The 20,093-nt window shown below is 60.9% G+C and carries 17 protein-coding genes and 1 pseudogene; 9 read left to right on the top strand and 9 right to left on the bottom strand.

The window, feature by feature from the left end:
* Positions 1 to 70: 70 nt before the first annotated feature.
* Together malE and yejK are read right to left on the bottom strand one after the other, a co-directional pair.
* Positions 71 to 1,252 carry a maltose/maltodextrin ABC transporter substrate-binding protein MalE gene (gene malE / locus BN1132_RS09335; protein ID WP_042077020.1) on the bottom strand — a complete coding sequence of 394 codons (1,182 nt, stop codon included), beginning with the start codon at positions 1,250 to 1,252 and terminating at the stop codon, positions 71 to 73.
* Positions 1,253 to 1,648: 396 nt separating this feature from the next.
* A complete protein-coding gene (gene yejK, locus BN1132_RS09340) occupies positions 1,649 to 2,710 on the bottom strand; it encodes a nucleoid-associated protein YejK (protein ID WP_042077022.1) in 1,062 nt (353 codons plus the stop codon).
* Positions 2,711 to 2,783: 73 nt separating this feature from the next.
* Between yejK and BN1132_RS09345 the strand changes: the two genes are divergently transcribed.
* From BN1132_RS09345 to hdfR, 6 genes and pseudogenes are all read left to right on the top strand, one after another.
* Positions 2,784 to 3,011: a YejL family protein gene (locus BN1132_RS09345; protein WP_042077023.1), complete on the top strand. Its 228-nt coding sequence runs from the start codon at positions 2,784 to 2,786 to the stop codon at positions 3,009 to 3,011.
* A gap of 43 nt (positions 3,012 to 3,054) precedes the next feature.
* Complete coding sequence (locus BN1132_RS09350) at positions 3,055 to 4,902, top strand: DUF3413 domain-containing protein (RefSeq protein WP_042077026.1); 1,848 nt, start codon at positions 3,055 to 3,057, stop codon at positions 4,900 to 4,902.
* A gap of 84 nt (positions 4,903 to 4,986) precedes the next feature.
* Positions 4,987 to 5,185 (top strand): annotated as a pseudogene (locus BN1132_RS09355) (DUF1566 domain-containing protein); the annotation flags it as partial.
* A gap of 194 nt (positions 5,186 to 5,379) precedes the next feature.
* A complete protein-coding gene (gene eco, locus BN1132_RS09360; protein WP_005328180.1) occupies positions 5,380 to 5,862 on the top strand; it encodes a serine protease inhibitor ecotin in 483 nt (160 codons plus the stop codon).
* Positions 5,863 to 6,154: 292 nt separating this feature from the next.
* The gene (locus tag BN1132_RS09365; RefSeq protein WP_042077029.1) at positions 6,155 to 6,511 is read left to right on the top strand and encodes a MaoP family protein; all 357 of its coding nucleotides are present in this window, start codon (positions 6,155 to 6,157) and stop codon (positions 6,509 to 6,511) included.
* Positions 6,511 to 7,401, top strand: coding sequence for an HTH-type transcriptional regulator HdfR (hdfR, locus tag BN1132_RS09370; RefSeq protein ID WP_042077031.1), 891 nt, complete (start codon positions 6,511 to 6,513; stop codon positions 7,399 to 7,401). Before BN1132_RS09365 ends, hdfR begins: the two co-directional genes overlap by 1 nt.
* 74 nt (positions 7,402 to 7,475) lie before the next feature.
* On the opposite strand, the gene tyrA is transcribed toward hdfR, so the two are convergent.
* The 6 genes from tyrA to glpT all read right to left on the bottom strand — a co-directional run bounded on the left by tyrA (position 7,476) and on the right by glpT (position 15,540).
* Entirely contained in the window at positions 7,476 to 8,615 is a 1,140-nt protein-coding gene (gene tyrA / locus BN1132_RS09375; protein ID WP_042077033.1) for a bifunctional chorismate mutase/prephenate dehydrogenase, read from the bottom strand.
* A 118-nt stretch (positions 8,616 to 8,733) separates the two neighbouring features.
* The gene (locus BN1132_RS09380) at positions 8,734 to 9,807 is read right to left on the bottom strand and encodes a 3-deoxy-7-phosphoheptulonate synthase (RefSeq protein WP_011705545.1); all 1,074 of its coding nucleotides are present in this window, start codon (positions 9,805 to 9,807) and stop codon (positions 8,734 to 8,736) included.
* A 365-nt stretch (positions 9,808 to 10,172) separates the two neighbouring features.
* Positions 10,173 to 11,252, bottom strand: a complete 1,080-nt coding sequence (glpQ, locus tag BN1132_RS09385) for a glycerophosphodiester phosphodiesterase (protein WP_042077034.1) — start codon at positions 11,250 to 11,252, stop codon at positions 10,173 to 10,175.
* A 101-nt stretch (positions 11,253 to 11,353) separates the two neighbouring features.
* Entirely contained in the window at positions 11,354 to 12,841 is a 1,488-nt protein-coding gene (glpD, locus tag BN1132_RS09390; protein WP_042077036.1) for a glycerol-3-phosphate dehydrogenase, read from the bottom strand.
* Between the two features lie 483 nt (positions 12,842 to 13,324).
* Positions 13,325 to 14,083: a DeoR/GlpR family transcriptional regulator gene (locus BN1132_RS09400; RefSeq protein ID WP_042077039.1), complete on the bottom strand. Its 759-nt coding sequence runs from the start codon at positions 14,081 to 14,083 to the stop codon at positions 13,325 to 13,327.
* 101 nt (positions 14,084 to 14,184) lie between these two features.
* A complete protein-coding gene (glpT, locus tag BN1132_RS09405; RefSeq protein ID WP_042077040.1) occupies positions 14,185 to 15,540 on the bottom strand; it encodes a glycerol-3-phosphate transporter in 1,356 nt (451 codons plus the stop codon).
* A gap of 490 nt (positions 15,541 to 16,030) precedes the next feature.
* Between glpT and BN1132_RS09410 the strand changes: the two genes are divergently transcribed.
* Positions 16,031 to 16,879, top strand: coding sequence for an MIP/aquaporin family protein (locus BN1132_RS09410; protein ID WP_042077042.1), 849 nt, complete (start codon positions 16,031 to 16,033; stop codon positions 16,877 to 16,879).
* Positions 16,880 to 16,922: 43 nt separating this feature from the next.
* The gene (gene glpK / locus BN1132_RS09415) at positions 16,923 to 18,425 is read left to right on the top strand and encodes a glycerol kinase GlpK (RefSeq protein ID WP_042077080.1); all 1,503 of its coding nucleotides are present in this window, start codon (positions 16,923 to 16,925) and stop codon (positions 18,423 to 18,425) included.
* A gap of 182 nt (positions 18,426 to 18,607) precedes the next feature.
* Here the strand turns inward: glpK and BN1132_RS09420 are convergent, their stop codons facing one another.
* Positions 18,608 to 19,510 carry a LysR family transcriptional regulator gene (locus BN1132_RS09420; protein WP_042077044.1) on the bottom strand — a complete coding sequence of 301 codons (903 nt, stop codon included), beginning with the start codon at positions 19,508 to 19,510 and terminating at the stop codon, positions 18,608 to 18,610.
* 190 nt (positions 19,511 to 19,700) lie between these two features.
* On the opposite strand from BN1132_RS09420, the gene BN1132_RS09425 reads away from it, so the two are divergent.
* The gene (locus tag BN1132_RS09425) at positions 19,701 to 20,087 is read left to right on the top strand and encodes a DUF6404 family protein (RefSeq protein ID WP_042077045.1); all 387 of its coding nucleotides are present in this window, start codon (positions 19,701 to 19,703) and stop codon (positions 20,085 to 20,087) included.
* Positions 20,088 to 20,093 lie beyond the last annotated feature (6 nt).

Below are 20,093 nucleotides of genomic sequence, written 5' to 3' on the forward strand. Positions count from 1 at the left end.
CCAATTAACCTTTATTGCGCCAAGAGAGATTGGAGAGAGTGGGAGGCCCGAAGGCCTCCCTGATACGTGCTTACTGGACGATACGCTTGGCAGCGGTATCCAGGGCTTCGTCAACGCTCTGACGACCAGAGGTGACGTTCTTGAGGGCTGTTTCGAAGGAGGACCAGAAACGGCTCATCTCGGGCACGGACGGCATCGGCTCACCGTTCTGGGCGTTCTGCATGGTGGCCTTGATGTTGGGGTCCGCTTCCAGGGTCTTCTGGAAGGACTTCAGGGCCACGGCACCCAGCGGCTTGTCGGCGTTGACCGGCGCCAGACCGGCATCGGTCAGCAGGTAGTTTTCCAGGAACTCGATGGCCAGATCCTTGTTCGGGCTGGCGGCGTTGATGGTGGCACCGAGGACGCCGACGAAGGCCTTGGCCGGGTTACCCTTCAGGGTCGGCAGCGGCGCTACGCCGTACTTGATGCCGCTCTTGTCCAGGTTGCTCCAGGCCCAGGGACCGTTGATCATCATGGCCACTTCGCCCTTGTTGAACTTGGCATCCATGACACCGTAGTCGATACCCTTCTCCAGGTGACCGGACTTGATCATCTCGGAGATGTAGCCGACACCGGCCTTGGCACCCGCGTTGGCCACGCCGGTGTCTTTCACGTCATAACCGGTAGCGGTCTTCTTGAAGGCATAACCACCGTTGGCAGCCACCAGGGGATAGCTGAAGTAGGGGGTATCATAGGCCCACATGATGGCGCGCTTGCCATTTTTCTTCAGCTCTTCGTCGATCTTGGCGATCTCTTCGAAGGTCTTCGGCGGGTTGGGCAACAGATCCTTGTTGTAAATCAGGCTGACGGCTTCGACCGCGACCGGATAGCCGTAAGTCTTGCCATCGACGGTCATGGCATCCCAGGCGAACTGCTCGAACTTGGCCTTGGTGGCGGCGTTCGGGGTCACGGGCACCAGCAGACCGGACTTGACCCACTCACCGTAACGGTCGTGAGCCCAGAAGAAGATGTCCGGGCCGTTGCCGGTAGCGGCGGCTTGCTGGAATTTCACTTCAACCTGATCCGGGTGAGCCACGGTCACCTTGATGCCGGTCTCGGCTTCGAACTTCTTGCCGACTTCGGCCAGGCCGTTGTAGCCCTTGTCACCGTTGATCCAGATGGTCAGCTGACCTTCATCAATCGCAGCAGTGGCAGAGCAAGCCACGCCCAGGGTAGCCAGACCGATCAGGGATGACAGCAATTTCTTTTTCATGAGCCTTTCCTTGTATTAGTTCCGCGCTGTAAGAGCATTGTGTGCGAGATGAATATTATCCCAAGCGTTCAATGCCTCACATGACACGCCTCGCATTTTTGAAATGCAATTACGTATTTTCTTCCAGAAAGTTATGAAAACATTTTCTTATTTCAGCGACTTAACGAGAGTTCCCCCCATATTTTTGCCAAGATACGGAAATAAAATTACCGAAAAGAAATAAATTTACACCAATGAAAGGGATTTCATCCCACTGAAAACCCTTTCACCCCGATTATTTTGTTTAATGTGTTAACAAAAGTACTGCAACGGTTTCCAGCTTCATCACCCCCTTAAATAAAAAGGCACCGGAGCGGACTCCGGTGCCTTTTTGCAAAAAATGATGGGTGGATCACATTACGACTGGCGCAGCAGCTGATCCTTGAGGTTGGGCGGTACCCCCCTGATGGTCAGGGTATCTGTCTGGGGATCGTAGAAGATCCGGCTGTTCAGCAATTTCTGCTCGAAGCTCAGGGTCAGGCCGCCACCCGAGCCGACGAACTTGGTCAACCCGCGCAGGGTGGACCTGTCCGCCGGGAAGCGCTCCTCCAGCTCGTATTCCTGGCCGATGAAGCTGTAGAAATCGAGGTCGCCCTCTCCCGCCTCTTTTGAGGAGAGCTCTGCCGACAACTCCCTGATCTCGATCTCTTCGCCGGCGCTGGCCTGCTCGGTGCAATATTTGAAGACCTGCTTCTTGTAGTCGTTGCGCTCGGCCGGCTCGAGCTGGCGGCTGTCGCAATAGTCGTCTACCGCCTGCAGCAGGCCCTTATTCTGCACCTTGGCATCCATGCCCTCTCGGGCACCCAGCAGATCCATGAAGAAATCCCCCAGTTTGCGGCCAACCCGCCCCTTGCTGAAGGTGATGTAGCGACGCGACTCCGGCTGGGTCTTCCATTCGGTGAGATCGATGCGAGCCACCAGGTTGAGCTTGCCGATGTCCAGATACTGGATGTGGCGCAGCTCCAGCGCCTCGCTGACAGTGACGCTCTCCTTGCCCTCCAGCAGGGCCACCATCAGATAGTCGACCCCCACATAGTTGTATTTGGCGATGAGCAACACCCCCTGCTCATCCAGGGCGTGCTCCACCAGCTGTTTGACCAGCATCTGGGTCAGGTTGACGGAGAAGGGAACGAACTCGGTCTGCTCGGCCAGCAGTTGCTCCAGGGCGATGCGAAAGGCGGGAGAGGGCTGCTTGGGGGCATCGATGCCCTCGGCCAGCTCGGCGACGGCGGCCTCGGGGTCGACGAAGAAGCCAAAGCCCTTGCCCCCCTTGCCGTTGTAGATGCGATGCAGTTCAGCCATCAGCCCCTGCACCGCCTCGTCGGCAGGCAGGGTCTGGCTGCGGGTATCGGCGTGGGGCTGGCCATCGTTGCCGGGCCGCAGGGAGTGAAGAATGATCTTGTCGATATCGAGACTCATGTCACAAAGCCATAGTGTTAGCCGAAAGGGTGAAGTATTATAAGGCGCTTTGAACCGAGATGAACCCAAGATTATGCCCATCGTATCAAAGTACAATAACGAGCAGTTTGACGCCCTGATGAACGACCTGATCACCGCCCTGGAGAAACACAAGGCGCCGGTGGATCTCAGTCTGATGGTGCTTGGCAACCTGACCACCAACATCATCAACGGCATGGCTCCGGCCCAGCGCCAGGCGATCACCGAGAAGTTCGTTCAGGCGCTCACCGCCTCGGTGGACCATCGCCGCGATGCGCATTGAGTTTCTTCGCATTCTTTGATGTTTTTCAAGCAGATGGATCATTATGGTCGAAACCGGCAACCCCTATCGTGATAATGTCTCTCGCCTGATCACCTGGGGGCATTGGTTCTCCTTCTTCAACATCATCCTGGCCATGCTGATCGCGACCCGCTACCTGGGTTCCATCAGCTGGCCGTCGACCACGCTCGGCGTCACTTATCTCATCATCAGCTGGATAGGCCATTTCTCGTTCCTGAGCTTCGTCACCTATCTGCTGACCATCTTCCCCTTGAGCTTCATCCTGCCAAGAGAGAAGCCGCTGCGCTTCATCTCGGCCATCATCGCCACCCTGGCGCTGGTGCTGCTGCTCATCGACACCCAGGTGTTCCAGCTGTTCAAGTTCCACTTGAACGGCCAGGTGTGGCAACTGCTGCTGGATCAGGCGCAGACCGAAGAGGGCTCTATCTGGAGCATCATCTTCGTCGCCGTGCCCACCATCTTCCTGCTGCAACTGCTGCTGTCGGCCTATGTATGGCGCAAGATCAACAAGCGCAAGCGCCGTCAGTACGGCAATCAGGTGGGGCTGGCCCTGCTGGTCTGCTTCATCCTGACCCACCTGGTCAACAGCTGGGCGGATGCCACCCTGTATCAGCCCATCACCATGCAGCGGGCCAACTTCCCCCTCTCCTACCCCATGACCGCCAGGAGCTTCCTGGCCAAGCATGGCTGGCTGGATCTCGAGCAGTATGAGAAAAAGGCCGAGGATCAGGGGAGCGCGGAGCACCGGCTGCTCTATCCGCTGCGCCCCCTCAGCGTGAACGCCCCGGGCGATCACAAGAACCTGCTGGTGGTGGTGGTCGATTCCCTGCGGGCGGACATGCTCAACAACATCAACATGCCCAATCTGCAGCGCTATGCGGATCAGCACATCAGCTTCCGCAACCACATGAGCGGCGGCAACGATGAGGCCATGGGGATGTTCAGCCTCTTCTATGGCCTGCCCGGCCACTATTACGGCGACATTCGCACCGACAAGCGTCCGCCCGTGCTGTTCGACGAGATGCTGCGCCAAGACTACCAGTTCGGCCTGTTCGGCGCGCTGGAAGATGCCAAGCAGTATCAGCAGAGCCTGCTCGCCGGCCTGCGCAAGCAGGTCTTCGTCTCGCGCCAGACCGACGACCGCCTGCTGATCGACGACTGGCAGCAGTGGCTCCACAACCGCACGGCGGACAGACCCTGGTTCTCCCTGGTCTATCTGTCGAGCCCGGGGGACTATCAGGTGCCCGCCAGCATCAAGGGCCCCTTCCAGCCCGAGCTGACCCGGTTCAACCCGGCCACCGCCTACAGGCCAGAGAATCTGCAGAAGCTGGAGAATCGCTACAAGAACGCGGTGTTCTACACCGACCAGCTGCTCGAACAGATGCTCTCGCAACTGCAGCAGCAGGGGCTCGGCGAGCAGACCATAGTCGTGGTCACCTCCAATCACGGTCAGGAGTTCAACGAGACCCAGAGCAACAGCTGGGGCTATGGCAGCAACTACTCCCCCTATCAGGTGCAGGTGCCCATGGTGCTGGCCTGGCCGGGCACCGAGAGCAAGATCCAGGAGCAGGCGAGCAGCCACCTGGATCTGGTGCCAACCCTGATGAAGGGCATGCTGGGGGTACGCAATCCGCCCCGCGACTACAGCACGGGGCGCAGCCTGTTCGATGCCAGCCCGCGCAACTGGCTGCTGGCGGGGGATCAGAACGATTTCGCCATCTATCAGGGCAACACCATCACCCAGTTCAACAAGCAGGGGGATTTCGAGCTGCTGGACCGCGACACCTATCGTCCCATCAAGCACGGTACCCCGGACATGGGCACCCTGATCCAGGTGATGAACGAGCTGAACCGCTTCTATCGCGCCCCCTGACCGGTGCAAGCCACCTGAGCGAGCCCGCCCCTTTGGCGGGCTTTTTATTGCCAGCACGCGGTGGCGACGAAGGCAACCTGCTAACAACCCGCATTGAACGAGATCATCTTCCCTCGCGGCCATGGCCGGGGACGGCAAGGCGGTGAACGACGGCTGCGTCTATCTCGGGTCGTCCACCCCCTTCCCCGCCGGCAAGACGGTGACCTATCTCGACATCACTAGCGCCTCCGTCGGCCTGCGCACCCTCGGCGCTTGGGCCAAACAAGTCCTGCTGGTGAGGTAAACATCCATGATTGGGGCTCTTTCAGATCCCAGCTGGATAGGTGGCGGATGGCGACGGTATGACCCTGGCCGTCAAAAAAGCATCAAATTGCGTCACTGCATGCCGGTTCAGACAGGTTTTGCACCCCGGAGCGCTGGCATGAAACCCGCAGAGCGGTTAGTCTAGCGGCGTTGAACCAATCCCATGAGGTACAGATGAAAACCGTGTTGCGTTTTAGCCTGCTGGGCGCCTTGTTGTTGGGTGGCCACGCCTTCGCCGCCGAACCGAAAAAATTTGATATCAGCATGTTCCCCGCCGCCGAAGTGAACCAGGAACGTGTCGTGATCCGTCTGCCGGAAGTCGAGAACGAAGCCGACATGATGGTCGAACTGCAAGTCGGCAAGAAGATGCTGGTCGACTGCAACCTGCCGCGCTTCGCCGGCAACCTGGAACAGCACAGCGTCAAGGGCTGGGGCTACAACTACCTGACCCTGGGTCAGGTCTCCGGCCCCGTCAGCACCCTGATGGCCTGCCCGGATGGTCAGAAGAAGGAGAGCTTCGTCCAGATCTACGGTCAGGGCTTCTTCGTGAACTACAACTCCAAACTGCCCTTCGTCATCTATGTGCCCCAGGAGTATGAGGTGCGCTATCGTCTGTGGCGTGCCGACAACCTGGCCCAGCCAGCCATGATTGAGTGAGTTCAGGGCACTCAGGTTCAGCTCCGTCATGAAGAGACAAAAGGCGCCGTATGGCGCCTTATTTTTTCTGTTTTTACCCTGTCAGAACCGCTTTTTCCTGTATAAAAACTGACATAACTCCACTATTTTTCAGGATTTTTTGTGCAGCTCACCGCAAAATGCCCACTCGGGATGCGACAAACCCTTTTCGATAAAAGATATTTATTAATATAGTAAGAAAATTGATTTTGCACTCTGCGACGGCCTGATGATACTTGCCCGCAAAGGTCAAACTAACCAGAACAAGAGCACTATGAGCTTCGAATCAGACAAGCGTTTCAACGACTTCAAACATTTTCCCCGTGGCCTGCGTCGCAGTGGCGAATTCACCGTGGCCGAAGCGGACAGTCTGGAAAAATATGGCACCGTGATGCTGGCGCTCTATCAGGGCAACCAGGCCCCGCGTGATGACGTAGAAAGTGCCTTCATCGAACAGGTCAAGTCCGGCGCGGCCGGAAGCAATCCCCACGCCAAGGTGTGGTTCAAGTACCTGAAGGTCATTGGTCCCAAGCGCGTGCACCGTCTGTGCACAGTCGCAGGTGGCGCCAATGAAGATGCGGGCGGCAGCTTTGAGGGCGGTGGTGGCGGCAGCGACGAGTCCCTCGATTAATGGATACCGAGCTGCTTCGGACCTTCATCGAGGTCAGCAAGACCCGCCACTTCGGCCGGGCGGCTGAGAATCTCTACCTGACCCAGTCGGCGGTGAGCTTCCGGATCCGCCAGCTCGAGCAGCAACTCGGGGTCAGTCTGTTTGCCCGTCACCGCAACAACATTCGCCTGACCGCCTCCGGTGAGCGTCTGCTGCCCTATGCAGACGCCATCTTGCATACCCTGGGCCGCGCCAAGCAGGACGTGGCCCTCTCCCCCGGTTTCAGCCAGCAGCTCGCCATCGGTGCCCCCGCCATCTTCTGGGAGCTCGATTTCAACGACTGGCTCAACCATGTCTATGCCCTGGCCCCCGGCCTCGCGGTGCGCCTCGAGACCGCCTCCCGCGAACACCTGTGCCGCCAGTTGCTGGAGCGCTCCCTCGATCTCGCCCTGCTCTCCGAGCCGACCAAGATCGACGAGATCGCCCTGCACCCCATCGGCGAGCTAGTGTTCGAGCTGGTGAGCCGGGAGCCGGCCGCCAGCGCCGACAGCCTGATGCAGATGCCCCATATCCACCTCGACTGGGGCACCAGCTTCGAGCCACCGTCGAGCCGGCTGCAGAGCCTGCAGAAGACCCCGGTGCTGCACTCGAGCTCCGCCAGCATGGCGCTGCAGTTCGTGCTGGCCAACGGCGGGGCCGCCTACCTGCCAAGGCGCATGGTGAGCCCCTTCCTGGAGCAGGGGAAGCTGCATCTGGTGGAGGGAGGACAGGCCCTGAGCCGCCCGCTCTACCTCGCCTATCTGGAGAAATCCGATCGCCGGGAGCTCATCGATCAGCTGCTCACCCTGCCGCTTGGCTGGGATGACGCCGATCTGCGCCTGCCCGCCGCCGAGCCGGCCATCACCGTCTGATGGGATGCCGGATATGCTGCCAGCAGCATGAGAAAAGGGGCCCAAGGGCCCCTTTTGCATAATATGCAGCGCACTCAGCCGTGATGGCGACGATCGTTGGCCTGCGCCAACAGGGTGCGGCTCTCGCGCAAAAACTCGTCCGCCCGCTCGCCGAAGAAGCCGGAGACCTGGCTGAACGCCTCGATAAAGCCCTCCCGATCCCCCCGCTCCAGCAGCCCCAGCGCCTCGCCGAAGTTCTGGTAGTAGCGGCGGATCATCGCCAGATTCTGCGGCGACGACAGTATGATGTCGGCGTAGAGGTGGGGATCCTGGGCGAACAGCCGTCCCACCATGGCCAGCTCCAGCCGGTAGATGGGGGAGCTCAACGCCAGCAGGCGATCGATGTTGGCCTGCTCGCGGGAGAGGTGCCAGCCGTAGGCGAAGGTGGCAAAGTGGCGCAGCGCCTGGATAAAGGTCATCGCCTCGTCGTGGGCCCTGGCCTCCACCTGCTGCAGCCGTGCCCCCCAGATGATCATCTGATCCAGCAGCCACTGGCTGGCGGCGGGCTCGCGCCCCTGACAGCAGACGATCACCTGCTTGGCGAGGCTCGCCACGTCCGGCCCGAACATGGGGTGCAACCCCAGTACCGGCCCCTGGTGTACCGCCAGCATGTGCTCGAGCGGCGCCGCCTTCACGCTGGTCACGTCCACCAGCAGGCAGTCCGCCGGCAGGTTGCCGAGCCGGTCGATCACCTGGCAGGTGACGTCGATGGGCACGGCCACCATCACCAACCCGGCGCCGTGCAGGATCTCGTCTGCGCGCGGCCAGTCCGCCTGACCCAGGGTCTCGACCCGGTAGCCCGAGAGGCTGAACAGATTGCCAAACAGGCGACCAAGCTGGCCCTGACCCCCGATGATCACCACCTTGCCGAGCTCCGGCTTCATGCACTTGAAGTGGTGCTCCTTGTCGCTGGCGGACTCCAGAATATAGGACTCGCGCATCACCCGGCGCAGCACGTCTTCAATGAGATCTCCCGGCACCCCCAGGAGTTCTGCCTCCGCGCGGCGGCGGGCCAGCATGCTCGCCTCCCGATCCGGCGCATAGATGGGCAGGCCGTGTCGGCTCTTCACTTCCCCCACTTCCCCCACCAGGGTGAGACGGGCGGCCAGCAAATCAATCAGCTGCTTGTCCACCGCATCTATTTTGTCCCTGAGGGCATTCAACTCTTCAGCCATGTCCGGTCCCTGCGGCGCCGCCCGCAGCGACGCCCTGTGATTCAAGAGGCAACGAGGTGTCACCGCCTCGGCCGGTGACACCTCGATTGTTCAATCAGTGATGACAAGATACCACGGCTTATGCCTTGGTTCTGGCCAAAAGTGGCGCCGCCAGCTGGCTGTGGCAACGGGCCAGCAGCGCGTCCGTGGTCTCCCAGTCGATGCAGGCATCGGTGATGGAGACGCCGTAGCGCATCTCGCACTTGGGCTGCTCGCTGGACTGGTTGCCTTCGAACAGGTTGGATTCGAGCATCACCCCTATGATGGAGCGGTTGCCCTCCTGGATCTGGTGGATGACGTTGTCGGCCACCTTGGGCTGCAGCCGGTGATCCTTGCTGGAGTTGCCGTGGCTGCAATCCACCACCAGGCCGGGCAGCAAGCCCGCCTTCTCCAGCGCCTCTTCCGCCAGCGACACATTGACCGAGTCGTAGTTCGGGTGCTTGCCGCCGCGCAGGATCACATGACCATCCGGATTGCCCTGGGTCTGCAGCAGCGCGACCTGGCCCTGCTGGTTGATCCCCATGAAGGCGTGGGGGCTGGAGGCCGCCTGCAGCGCATTGATGGCAGTGCCCAGGTTGCCGTCGGTGCCGTTCTTGAAGCCGACCGGCATGGAGAGGCCGGAGGCCATCTCCCTGTGGGTCTGGGATTCGGTGGTGCGGGCACCTATGGCCGACCAGGAGAAGAGCTCCGCCAGGTATTGCGGGCTGATGGGGTCGAGCGCCTCGGTGGCCAGCGGCAGCTCCAACTCGGCCAGCCAGCAGAGCAGCTCGCGGGCGCGGTGCAGTCCAAGCTCCACGTCGAAGGTGCCGTCCAGGTTAGGATCGTTGATAAAGCCCTTCCAGCCGACCGTGGTGCGCGGCTTCTCAAAGTAGACCCGCATGACAATGTAGAGAGAGTCCTGATAGGCGTCATGCAGCGCTTTGAGTCTGGTTGCGTACTCTTTGGCGGCGTCCATGTCGTGGATGGAGCAGGGACCACAGATCACCAGCAAGCGGTGATCGCGACGGTGGATGATGTCGGCGATGGTATTGCGGGCCCCTTGCACGAATGCCAGCGCGCGATCGGAGATGGGCAGTTTCTCCTTGAGCTGGGCAGGCGTAATCATCACTTGTTCGGACTGGATATGGATGTTGTTCAGGGGGTCTCTTTGCATTTTCTCATTCTCTCTACTGTTTCAAGCCAACTGCGCCGACTGTTCATTTTTATTTACACAAGTCAGCACTTTGTTACGCAACCGCCCTCACCTTACCAATTAAAAACAAACAATCAAGTGAAACTAGCGTCTCTTCACGCTGATAGATGGATAAATGACCAAGGATGCAGGGTGAGACAACTCAAAAGTAGCGACTCGCGGGGCCTGAGAAGCGCCAAATTGTAAATATTTAATTACACCCATCCATTTTCAACATTCTCCCTCTCTGCCCCCTCTCACCGCCCCTCATCCCGGCGATGACACCGGGCACAAAAAAAAAGCGGGGCACCTGGCCCCGCTTGCGTTCCCGTGTTGCTCTTCTTTTATTATTTGCCGTGGGCCTTGATAGCCTCGACCGCCTTGTCGGGGAAGTCGCTGAACACCCCATCCACATCGGCCTGGTAGAGGAAGATGTTGAGCAGATCGGTGAAGTCTTTCGCATAGGCAGGGATCTGCCCCTCATCCTGACGGAATGTATAAGGATGCACCTTGAGGCCGGCCGCGTGGGCCTCTTTCACCATGCCGGTGAAGACAGGCTTGCCAGGAGTACCCGGCTCGGTCACCACCATGGGTTTCCAGGGACCTATCCCCTCGGCATAGGTAGCGATGGTCTTCATGGCCCCCGGCTTGAACATCCAGTCGTAGTCGTAGGGAGTCGCCTTGCCCTTGGCGTCGTAGACCATGGTTTCGTTCCAGTCGGTCTCGGCCATCAGCTGCACCAGCTTGAGATCCATGCCCATGGCGGGCATCAGCTCGCCGTTGATGCGCTTGAGCTCGTTGGCATCGAAACACTGCAGATAGACCTTGTCGTTCTTGCCGGTGTAGCCGTACTCCTTCAGTACCTTCAGCACCGCCCTGGAGATGTCCTTGCCCTCGTGGCGGAACAACCAGGGGGCTTTTATCTCCGGGTAGATACCGATGTTCTTGCCGGTGCTCTTGTTGAGCCCCTGGATCATCTCGATCTCTTCCTGGAAGGTATGGATCTTGAAGCTGGACTTCCAGAGCGGGAAGCGCGCCGGATAGACGGGCACCTGCTTGCCGTCCACCAGCTGGAACGGCTCGGTCATGCGCAGGGAGCGCACCTCGTCCAGGGTGAAATCCACCACATAGTAACGACCATCCGGGCGGGCCCGGCCGGGGAAGCGCTCGGCCACATCCGTGATGCCGTCGAGGAAGTGATCGTGCATCACCACCAGCTGGTCATCCTTGGTCATCACCAGATCCTGCTCCAGATAGTCGGCGCCCATGCCATAGGCCAGGGCCTTGGATTCCAGGGTGTGTTCCGGCAGGTAGCCGGAGGCGCCACGGTGGGCGATGACGATTTTGCCTTCGTCAGAGGCCAGCGCGGGCAGCGCCAAGGCGGCCCCGAGGCCAAGGGCCACCAGGGTACGGTGAGTTTGTTTCATCAAGGGTTCTCTTTGTTATTGTTTATTTGGTGTAGGTGATTGTTATAGCAGAGGTTTATTGCAGTTTGACGGCGGACGGCAAAGGCCGCCCGCCGTTGTCATCAGCTGGCCTTGGGCAGGGCGTGGTGGTGTTCGAGCAGCCAGGCGCCGAGCTGCTGCTGTTCGGATTCGGACAGGCGCAGCCCCAGCTTGCTGCGGCGCCACAGGATGTCTTCCAGGCTGCAGGCCCACTCCCGCTCGATAAGGTAGCGCACTTCCGCCTCATACAGCCCGGCGCCAAAGTGCTGACCGCGCTCCTCCTTCAGCCAGAGGCGGGCATGGGCGCCATAGGCCTCGGCGATGCGCAGGGCGCTGCGATCATCGAGCCAGTCGAACTCCAGCGCAAAGGCGCGCGCCAGTTCGCGCACCGAGCAGTCGAACTCGCCACCGGGCAACCGGCAGGAGGCGGTCCAGTCCTCTCCCATCTGGCTGAACCAGGGCTTGAGCTTGTTGCAGGCGGCCTGGGCCAGCTTGCGGTAGGTGGTGAGCTTGCCGCCAAACACCGACAGGAGCGGCGCCCCGTCGGACTCGCCACTGAGCTCGAGGGTGTAGTCCCGGGTCACCGCCTGAGGCGAATCGGATTCGTCGTCACACAGGGGGCGCACCCCGGCGTAGGTCCAGACCACGTCGGCCGGGCTTATCTGCCTGGTGAAGTGGGCGTTGACCACCTTGCACAGGTAGTCGATCTCGGCGCTGCTGATCTTCGCCTCCCGCGGGCTCCCCTTGTGCTCCACGTCCGTGGTGCCGATGAGGGAGTAATCCTGCTGATAGGGGATGACGAAGACGATGCGGTTGTCCTCGTTTTGCAGTATGTAGGCCTCTTCGCGCTCGTGGATGCGCGGCACTATCATGTGGCTCCCCTTGATGAGGCGAATGCCGCGGGGGGACTTCTCGTGCAGGCTCTCGTCATAGAAGGTCTTGACCCAGGGGCCCGCCGCATTGACCAGACCGCGGCAGCTGACGGTGAACTGCTCGCCCCCTTCCCGCTCGAGCGTCAGGGTCCAGTGCTTGGAGCCGCGCACCGCCTTGACGCAGCGGGTGCGGGTCTGCACATCGGCGCCTTTGTCCCGCGCCAGCATGGCATTGAGCACCACCAGGCGGGCGTCGTCGACCCAGGCGTCCGAGTATTCAAAGCCCTTGTGGATACCGCTCTTGAGACCGTCCTGCGGCAGGAAGCGCAGACCGCAGCTCCCCTTGAGCTTGTCGCGCTTGGCCAGGTTGTCATAGAGAAAGAGGCCGGCACGGATCATCCAGGCCGGGCGCAGGTGCGGCCGATGGGGCAGGCGAAAACGCATGGGACGGGCGATGTGGGGTGCCATGCCGAGCAGCACCTCCCGCTCCGCCAGCGCCTCTTTCACCAGCCGGAATTCGTAATGTTCGAGATAGCGCAGGCCGCCGTGGATCAGCTTGCTGGAGTTGGACGAGGTGGCAGAGGCGAGATCGCTCGCCTCGAACAGCGCCACCTTCAGCCCCCGCCCCGCCGCATCTGCCGCGATGCCGACCCCGTTGATGCCGCCGCCGACGACGACCAGATCATAATGTTCGCTCATGTTCACCTACTTTCTTATTTTGTGTTTGCCATGACAGCAATGTTTGATTTCGCTCATATTAGAACATGAAAAACCAATAAACGAACATTTCGTGAGAGAAATGTGATCGCGATTGTTTTCACAATGCTAAAAATGCTGCCAGTCGGTGACGGTCTGGCAAGCCGGACGGGTTACCGGAAACACCAGTCCCGGGCAGGGAGGCGGGCAAAGGGTCCCGGATGGGAGGGAACGTGCACGAGGCAAGGCGATGGACGCGATGGCGTGAAAGCCCTCATGGGGCATGCCACCGGGCGTCTGGGTCAAGCGCCTGGTGTCGGGGGAACTGGCTCCAGATGTGCTGGTGCAGAGCCAGGGGGCTCAAGGTATGGAATTCAGCGCCTGGAACTGGCCTCTTTGGCGCTCTAAAGGAGACGCCGCAGACCGGGGTGTGCAGAAAGAAAAGCGGCCGCCACAGGGCGGCCTGATGCTAGAGCAGTGGAAATATCAGCAGATATGGCAGGCGATCTGATGCTGGGACATCAGGCGCATCAGCTTCTCCGGCGGCTCCTGATCCGTGAACAGGGCGTGGATCTGGCTGAGGTTGCCGAGGTTGACCATGGCGTTGCGGCCGAACTTGGTGTGGTCGGCGGCCAGGAACACCTGGCGGGAATGGGCGATGATGGCCTGGGCGATCTTCACCTCGTGGTAGTCGAAATCGAGCAATGAGCCGTCGCTGTCGATGCCCGAGATACCGATGACGCCGTAGTCCATGCGGAACTGGCCGATGAAGTCGCGGGTCGCCTCCCCCACGATGCCGCCATCCCGGTTGCGGATCTCGCCCCCGGCGATGATGACGGTGAAGTCATCCTTGGCGGTGAGGATGCTGGCCACGTTCAGGTTGTTGGTGACGATGCGCAGCTCCCGGTGATCCAGCAGGGCACGGGCGATGGCCTCGGTGGTGGTGCCGATGTCGATGAAGAGGGACGAACCGTCGGGGATGTTGGCGGCCACCTCCCGGGCGATGCGCTCCTTCTCCTTGAGCTGCATCACCTTGCGGGCGCTGTAGGCGGTGTTGACGGTGCTCGAATGCAATGAGGCCCCGCCGTGATGGCGCCGGATCTTGTTCTGTTCGGCGAGATCGTTCAGATCCCGGCGAATGGTCTGGGGGCTGACGTCAAAATGGGTCACCAGATCGTCGGTCGAGACGAAACCCTGCCGGGTCAGGACGTCCAGGATCTCCAGATGTCGTTGGGTTTGCTTCACGCTTGCACTCCGCAGATGAGACGAAAAAAGGCCCCGGCAGGTGCGGGGCCTTTGGCAGTGTACCCTATCCCTTTTCCAATCGATAAGGGCAGGATCACGTTTTATGCCTTATCGGCAGCGGCCTTGTGCGCGATCGAGATGTTCTCGTGCTTGAGGGTCATGGCCAGCAGCACGATGGAGAGCACGCAGGAGATGGTCAGCACCATGAAGCCACCGTCCCAGCCGAAGTGGTCGACGGTATAGCCCAGCATGGCGTTGGCCGCGACCGCGCCGCCCAGATAACCGAACAGCCCGGTGAAACCCGCCGCTGTGCCGGCCGCCTTCTTCGGCGCAAGCTCCAGGGCGTAGAGGCCGATCAGCATGACGGGGCCGTAGATGAGGAAGCCGATGGCGACCAGGGCCATCATGTCGATGGTCGGGTTGCCCGCCGGGTTGAACCAGTAGACCAGCACCGCCAGGGTCACCAGCACCATGAACAGGATGCCGGCCGGGGCGCGGCGGCCCTTGAACATCTTGTCCGAGATCCAGCCGCACAGCAGGGTGCCCGGGATCCCCGCCCACTCATAGAGGAAGTAGGCCCAGGAGGAGTGATCCACGCTGAAATCCTTCGCCTCTTTCAGGTAGGTGGGCGCCCAGTCCAGCACGCCGTAACGGATGAGATAGACGAAGGCATTGGCGATGGCGATGTACCAGAGCAGCTTGTTGTGCAGCACGTACTTCATGAAGATCTCCTTGGCGGAGAACTCCTGCTCGTGGCTCTCGTTGTAATCCTTCGGATAGTCGTTCTTGTACTCCTCGATGGGGGGTAGACCGACCGATTGCGGGGTGTCGCGCATCACGAAGAAGGCGATCACCGCGATGGCCGCCGCCGCCGCCGCCGGCACGTAGAAGGCGCTGCGCCAGTCGTTGAACCAGCCCATGCCGAGGATGAACAGCGGGCCTATCATGCCGCCGCCCACGTTGTGGGCCACGTTCCAGACCGAGACGATCTCCCCCCGCTCCTTCTGTGACCACCAGTGCACCATGGTGCGGCCGCAGGGCGGCCAGCCCATGCCCTGTGCCCAGCCGTTCAGGAACAGCAGCACGAACATGATGGCGATGCTGGAGGTGGCCCAGTGCATGGTGCCCATCATAAACATGATGCCGGCCGACAGCAGCAGGCCGGCGGAGAGGAAGTAACGGGCGTTGGATCTGTCCGACACGTTCCCCATCAGGAACTTGGAGAGGCCGTAGGCGATGGAGACCCCGGAGAGGGCCAGACCCAGATCGCCGCGGGAGAAACCCTGCTCGATGAGGTAGGGCATCGCTAGGCTGAAGTTTTTCCGTACCAGGTAGTAGCCGGCATAGCCGAAGAAGATCCCGAAGAACACCTGCCAGCGCAGGCGCTTGTAGAAGGGATCTATCTTGTCGGCCGGTAGCCTGTCGATATGGGGTGCAGGCCTGAAGAGACTAAGCATGTTCTGCTTCCTTTTATTGTTGTCATGGGCGGTTGAGGGTGCCCCGGTCAAGCTGGCGACCAGATGAGTCCTGATTCGCAAGCGAGCTGATTGTGCTCATTTGTGAACATTTAATCTGTGATGCAGACGGAATTATTGCAGTTTTATTACAAAATAAATCACCCCGTGAGTGATCGCGCATCGACGGCCAGACCGCGTGGAACAAGGGTTTAGGATACCCACTAAGGAGTATTTAAGACCCTGAGAGTTGCTTTTCGTCACATTTTCTTAGCAATGAATGGGATCTTGCCCACATTTCCGGTGGCGGGGGTCTGGTGAATTGGCACAGAAGGTTTATTTTCTCACTCGTCCAAGAACGAGCGCAAACGAGCATAACGTTTGCGCAGACTCAAACAACAAGAAGAAACGTTTTCGGACGCAATAAATGGGAATGCAAGATAACGAAACGGAACATCAAACCTACTGTGGGTGGATATAAGGAATAACAACTATGAGCATACAAAGACCCAATACCCTGCTTGGCGAGTGCCTCGCCGAGTTTATCGGCACCGGCCTGCTGATCTTCTTCGGCGTCGGCTGCGTGGCCGCCCTGGTGCTGGCTGGCGCCAACTTCGGGCAATGGGAAATCTCCATTACCTGGGGCCTGGGTGTCGCCATCGCCATCTATGTGACCGGTGGCATCTCCGGTGCCCACCTCAACCCTGCCGTGACCCTGGCCCTGATGACCTTCTGCGGCTTCGACAAGCGCAAGGTGGTGCCCTTCATCATCGCCCAGATAGCCGGGGCCTTCGCCTCCGCCGCCCTGGTCTACGCCCTCTACAGCAACCTGTTCACCCAGTGGGAGCTGACCCACAACGTGGTGCGCGGCAGCGTCGAGAGCCTCGGCACCGCCGGCATCTTCTCCACCTACCCCAATGCCCTGCTCTCCAACATGCAGGCGTTCGCGGTCGAGCTGGTGATCACCGCCGTGCTGATGCTGGGCATCATGGCGCTGGGTGACAACAACAACGGCGCCCCCAAGGGCTTCGCCGCCGCCCTGCTGATCGGTATCCTGATCGCGGTGATCGGCGCCTCCCTCGGCCCCTTGACCGGCTTTGCCATGAACCCGGCCCGTGATTTTGGTCCCAAGCTGTTCGCCTTCGTCGCAGGCTGGGGTGACGTGGCCCTGACCGGCGGTCGTGACAACCCCTACTTCTGGGTTCCCATCCTCGGCCCCATCGTCGGCGCCCAGCTTGGTACCGCCCTCTATGTGAAAGTGCTGGCTCCCTGCGTCCCGGGCAACCGCGTCGCCACCATCGACGCCGCCAAGCTGTCCAATAAAGAAGAGGCCGCCGCCTGAGAGCGGTCCCCCCAACGTGGAAAATAAGAACGTGGAGAACATCATGTCTGCTGAAAAGAAATATGTCGTCGCGCTGGATCAAGGAACCACCTCCTCCCGTGCCATCGTCTTCGATCAGGATGCCAACATAGTCGCGACCTCCCAGCGCGAATTCACCCAGCACTACCCCAAGGCGGGCTGGGTTGAGCACGACCCCATGGAGATCTGGGCGACCCAGTCCTCCGTCTTCACCGAGGTGCTGGCCAAGAGCGGCCTGCACAGCGAGCAGATCGCCGCCATCGGCATCACCAACCAGCGTGAGACCACAGTCGTCTGGGAAAAGGCCACCGGCAAGCCCATCTACAATGCCATCGTATGGCAGTGCCGCCGCACCGCCGCCATCTGCGAGGAGCTCAAGGCCCGCGGCCTGGAAGAGTATGTGCGCGAGAACACCGGCCTGGTGCTGGACGCCTACTTCTCCGGCACCAAGGTGAAGTGGATCCTGGACAACGTGGAAGGAGCCCGCGAGAAGGCGATGAACGGCGAGCTGCTGTTCGGCACCATCGACACCTGGCTGGTGTGGAAGATGACCAACGGCGAGGTGCACGTCACCGACCCGACCAACGCGTCGCGCACCATGCTCTACAACATCCGCGATCTGAAGTGGGATCAGCGCATGCTGGACGAGCTGGGCATCCCCATGTCCATGCTGCCGGAAGTGAAGCCCTCCTCCGAGGTGTATGGCTACACCACCCGTGGTGGCGGCGCCCGCATCCCCATCGCCGGCATCGCCGGTGACCAGCAGTCTGCCCTGTTCGGTCAGCTCTGCTTCGAGAAGGGCATGGCCAAGAACACCTACGGCACCGGCTGCTTCATGCTGATGAACACCGGCACCGAGCCGGTTCGCTCCAGCAACGGCCTGCTGACCACGGTTGCCATCGGTCCGAAAGGGGAAGTGAATTATGCCCTCGAGGGTGCCGTGTTTATGGGCGGCGCCACCATCCAGTGGCTGCGTGACGAGCTCAAGATCATCCACGATGCCCGCGACACCGACTACTTCGCCTCCAAGGTGGGCGACACCAACGGCGTCTACCTGGTACCGGCCTTCGTCGGTCTGGGTGCCCCCTACTGGGATCCGTATGCTCGCGGCACCATGGTCGGCCTGACCCGGGGCGCGAACCGCAACCACATCATCCGTGCGGCGCTGGAATCCATCGCCTACCAGAGCCGCGACGTGCTGGATGCCATGCAGCAGGACTCCGGCATCAAGCTGGCGGCCCTCAAGGTGGACGGCGGCGCCGTGGCCAACGACTTCCTGATGCAGTTCCAGGCCGACATGATGCACACCCCCGTGGTGCGTCCGACCCGTATCGAGACCACCGCCATGGGCGCCGCCTTCCTGGCTGGCCTGGCCGTCGGCTTCTGGAAGAGCTCGGAAGAGCTGGAAGACAAGTTCAGCGTGGACCGCGAGTTCATCCCGCAGATGGACCGCGACGATCGCGCCAAGCGTTACAACGGCTGGAAAAAGGCGGTGGAACGCTCACGCCGCTGGGCCGAGGAGGATTGATCGGGCAACCGGTGCATCCTTGAGATGAAAAAACTGAAGAGGCCGACAGCGATGTCGGCCTCTTTCTTATTGGCAAGCGCGATTGTTCTGACCGCCCCCGACCCCAGCCCTCCCCTTGCCAAGGGGGGGAAAAAAATGACCCCTCCCCCTCGTGGAGGGGGTTGGAACTGTCGGCATGCCCTCTATAACGCCTCGGCGCCGAGCTGCTCCTTCAGAAAATCGAGCCAGACCCGCAGCCGGATGTCCCGCTGGGCATCGGAATAGAAGACCGCATTGATGGGGCGCGAGGCACCGCTGTTGCTGCGGGCAAGCACCTCCACCAGGGCGCCGCTCGCCCGATCATCCCCCGTCATGAAGTCCGACAGGCAGACGATCCCCTGCCCCGCCAGCGCCAGCTGACGCAATGTCTCGCCGCTGCTGGCCCTGAGCGTCGGGGTGATGGCGAAGCGGTCCCCCTGTTCGCTGCTGAGCAGCGGCCAGTGGTTCAGGTGATCGGGGTGCAAAAAGCCGAGCAGCTCGTGATCCGCCAGCAGATCCGCCGGCTGGCGCGGGGTGCCGCGCGCCGCCAGATAGCCGGGCGAGGCCAGCAGCCGCAGCTTGGAACGCCCGAGCGGCAGGGCCCGCAGGGAGGAGTCGGTCAGCTCGCCGATGCGAATGGCCATGTCCACCCGCCGCTCCATCAGGTTGATAAAACCCTCGGAGCTGTGCAGTTGCAGCTCGATACCGGGGTAACGGCGGCGAAACTCGCCGATGATGGGCACCAGTCGGTGCAGGATGAAGGGGGTGGCGGCATCGACCCGCAGCACGCCCTCCGGCTGCTCCCGGCGCATCAGCAGCAGCCCCTCCGCCTCGCTCATCTCGGTCAGGATCTTCACCGCCCGTTGATAGAACCAGCTCCCCTCCTCGGTCAGACTGACCCGGCGGGTAGTGCGATTGAGCAGCACGGTGGCGAGCTTCTCTTCGAGGCGCTTGATGCCGCGGCTCACCACCGAATTGTCCATGCCGAGGTTCTCCGCCGCCTGGCGAAAGCTGCCCGCCTCCACCACGGCCACAAACAGGGTCAGTTCATCGGAATGGGTCTTCATTGTTGTCATCCTGGCAAGAGTAATGGGCCTTTATAGGCGAAATGGCCTGGAGTTGGCAAGGCAGGTGTCACCAGAGACGGATCTTGCCGTCCGCATAACGTGAGCAACCGCCTGTTTTGCTCCCGGCCTTGTGGTTACAATGCCGAAAATTGGCATCGTATGGCGCCAAACCATCGCAAGGATGAACATCATGAACTTCGCAGAGCGGTTGGGGGCAGCCCACCAGGAGCTTGAAAGCAAAGGCGTGTGGCACGCCAACTACAATCCCCCCTTGCTCAGACTGCTGCGCAGGCTGGGCCTGCGGCTAAGACCGCCCCACTATGAACGTTTTATGGTCAACCTGCTTGCCTTTGGTCTGCCGACAGGTGCCATCTGGGGGGTGTTGATGTGGTACCTCGGCTGGCAGGATGAGGTGAGCCCGACCTTCGCCCTGCGCCAGAGCGCCCTGTTCGGCATAGGGTTCGGTCTGCTGATGGCGACCTGGCTCTGGTTTCGGCGCAAGCAGCTCAAGCTGACGCCCTGGGACGCCTTGCCCCACTCCACGATCCGCACGCAAAAACGCTGGCAGCCCAGATAGATGACA

It is taken from the genome of Aeromonas sanarellii (genome assembly GCF_000820085.1).
GTDB lineage: Bacteria > Pseudomonadota > Gammaproteobacteria > Enterobacterales > Aeromonadaceae > Aeromonas > Aeromonas sanarellii.

Bases quoted from the DNA above. Each gene is read 5' to 3' on its own strand.
- malE (WP_042077020.1), bottom strand. From the start codon at position 1,252: ATGAAAAAGAAATTGCTGTCATCCCTGATCGGTCTGGCTACCCTGGGC.
- yejK (WP_042077022.1), bottom strand. From the start codon at position 2,710: ATGAGTCTCGATATCGACAAGATCATTCTTCACTCCCTGCGGCCCGGC.
- BN1132_RS09345 (WP_042077023.1), top strand. From the start codon at position 2,784: ATGCCCATCGTATCAAAGTACAATAACGAGCAGTTTGACGCCCTGATG.
- BN1132_RS09350 (WP_042077026.1), top strand. From the start codon at position 3,055: ATGGTCGAAACCGGCAACCCCTATCGTGATAATGTCTCTCGCCTGATC.
- eco (WP_005328180.1), top strand. From the start codon at position 5,380: ATGAAAACCGTGTTGCGTTTTAGCCTGCTGGGCGCCTTGTTGTTGGGT.
- BN1132_RS09365 (WP_042077029.1), top strand. From the start codon at position 6,155: ATGAGCTTCGAATCAGACAAGCGTTTCAACGACTTCAAACATTTTCCC.
- hdfR (WP_042077031.1), top strand. From the start codon at position 6,511: ATGGATACCGAGCTGCTTCGGACCTTCATCGAGGTCAGCAAGACCCGC.
- tyrA (WP_042077033.1), bottom strand. From the start codon at position 8,615: ATGGCTGAAGAGTTGAATGCCCTCAGGGACAAAATAGATGCGGTGGAC.
- BN1132_RS09380 (WP_011705545.1), bottom strand. From the start codon at position 9,807: ATGCAAAGAGACCCCCTGAACAACATCCATATCCAGTCCGAACAAGTG.
- glpQ (WP_042077034.1), bottom strand. From the start codon at position 11,252: ATGAAACAAACTCACCGTACCCTGGTGGCCCTTGGCCTCGGGGCCGCC.
- glpD (WP_042077036.1), bottom strand. From the start codon at position 12,841: ATGAGCGAACATTATGATCTGGTCGTCGTCGGCGGCGGCATCAACGGG.
- glpT (WP_042077040.1), bottom strand. From the start codon at position 15,540: ATGCTTAGTCTCTTCAGGCCTGCACCCCATATCGACAGGCTACCGGCC.
- BN1132_RS09410 (WP_042077042.1), top strand. From the start codon at position 16,031: ATGAGCATACAAAGACCCAATACCCTGCTTGGCGAGTGCCTCGCCGAG.
- glpK (WP_042077080.1), top strand. From the start codon at position 16,923: ATGTCTGCTGAAAAGAAATATGTCGTCGCGCTGGATCAAGGAACCACC.
- BN1132_RS09420 (WP_042077044.1), bottom strand. From the start codon at position 19,510: ATGAAGACCCATTCCGATGAACTGACCCTGTTTGTGGCCGTGGTGGAG.
- BN1132_RS09425 (WP_042077045.1), top strand. From the start codon at position 19,701: ATGAACTTCGCAGAGCGGTTGGGGGCAGCCCACCAGGAGCTTGAAAGC.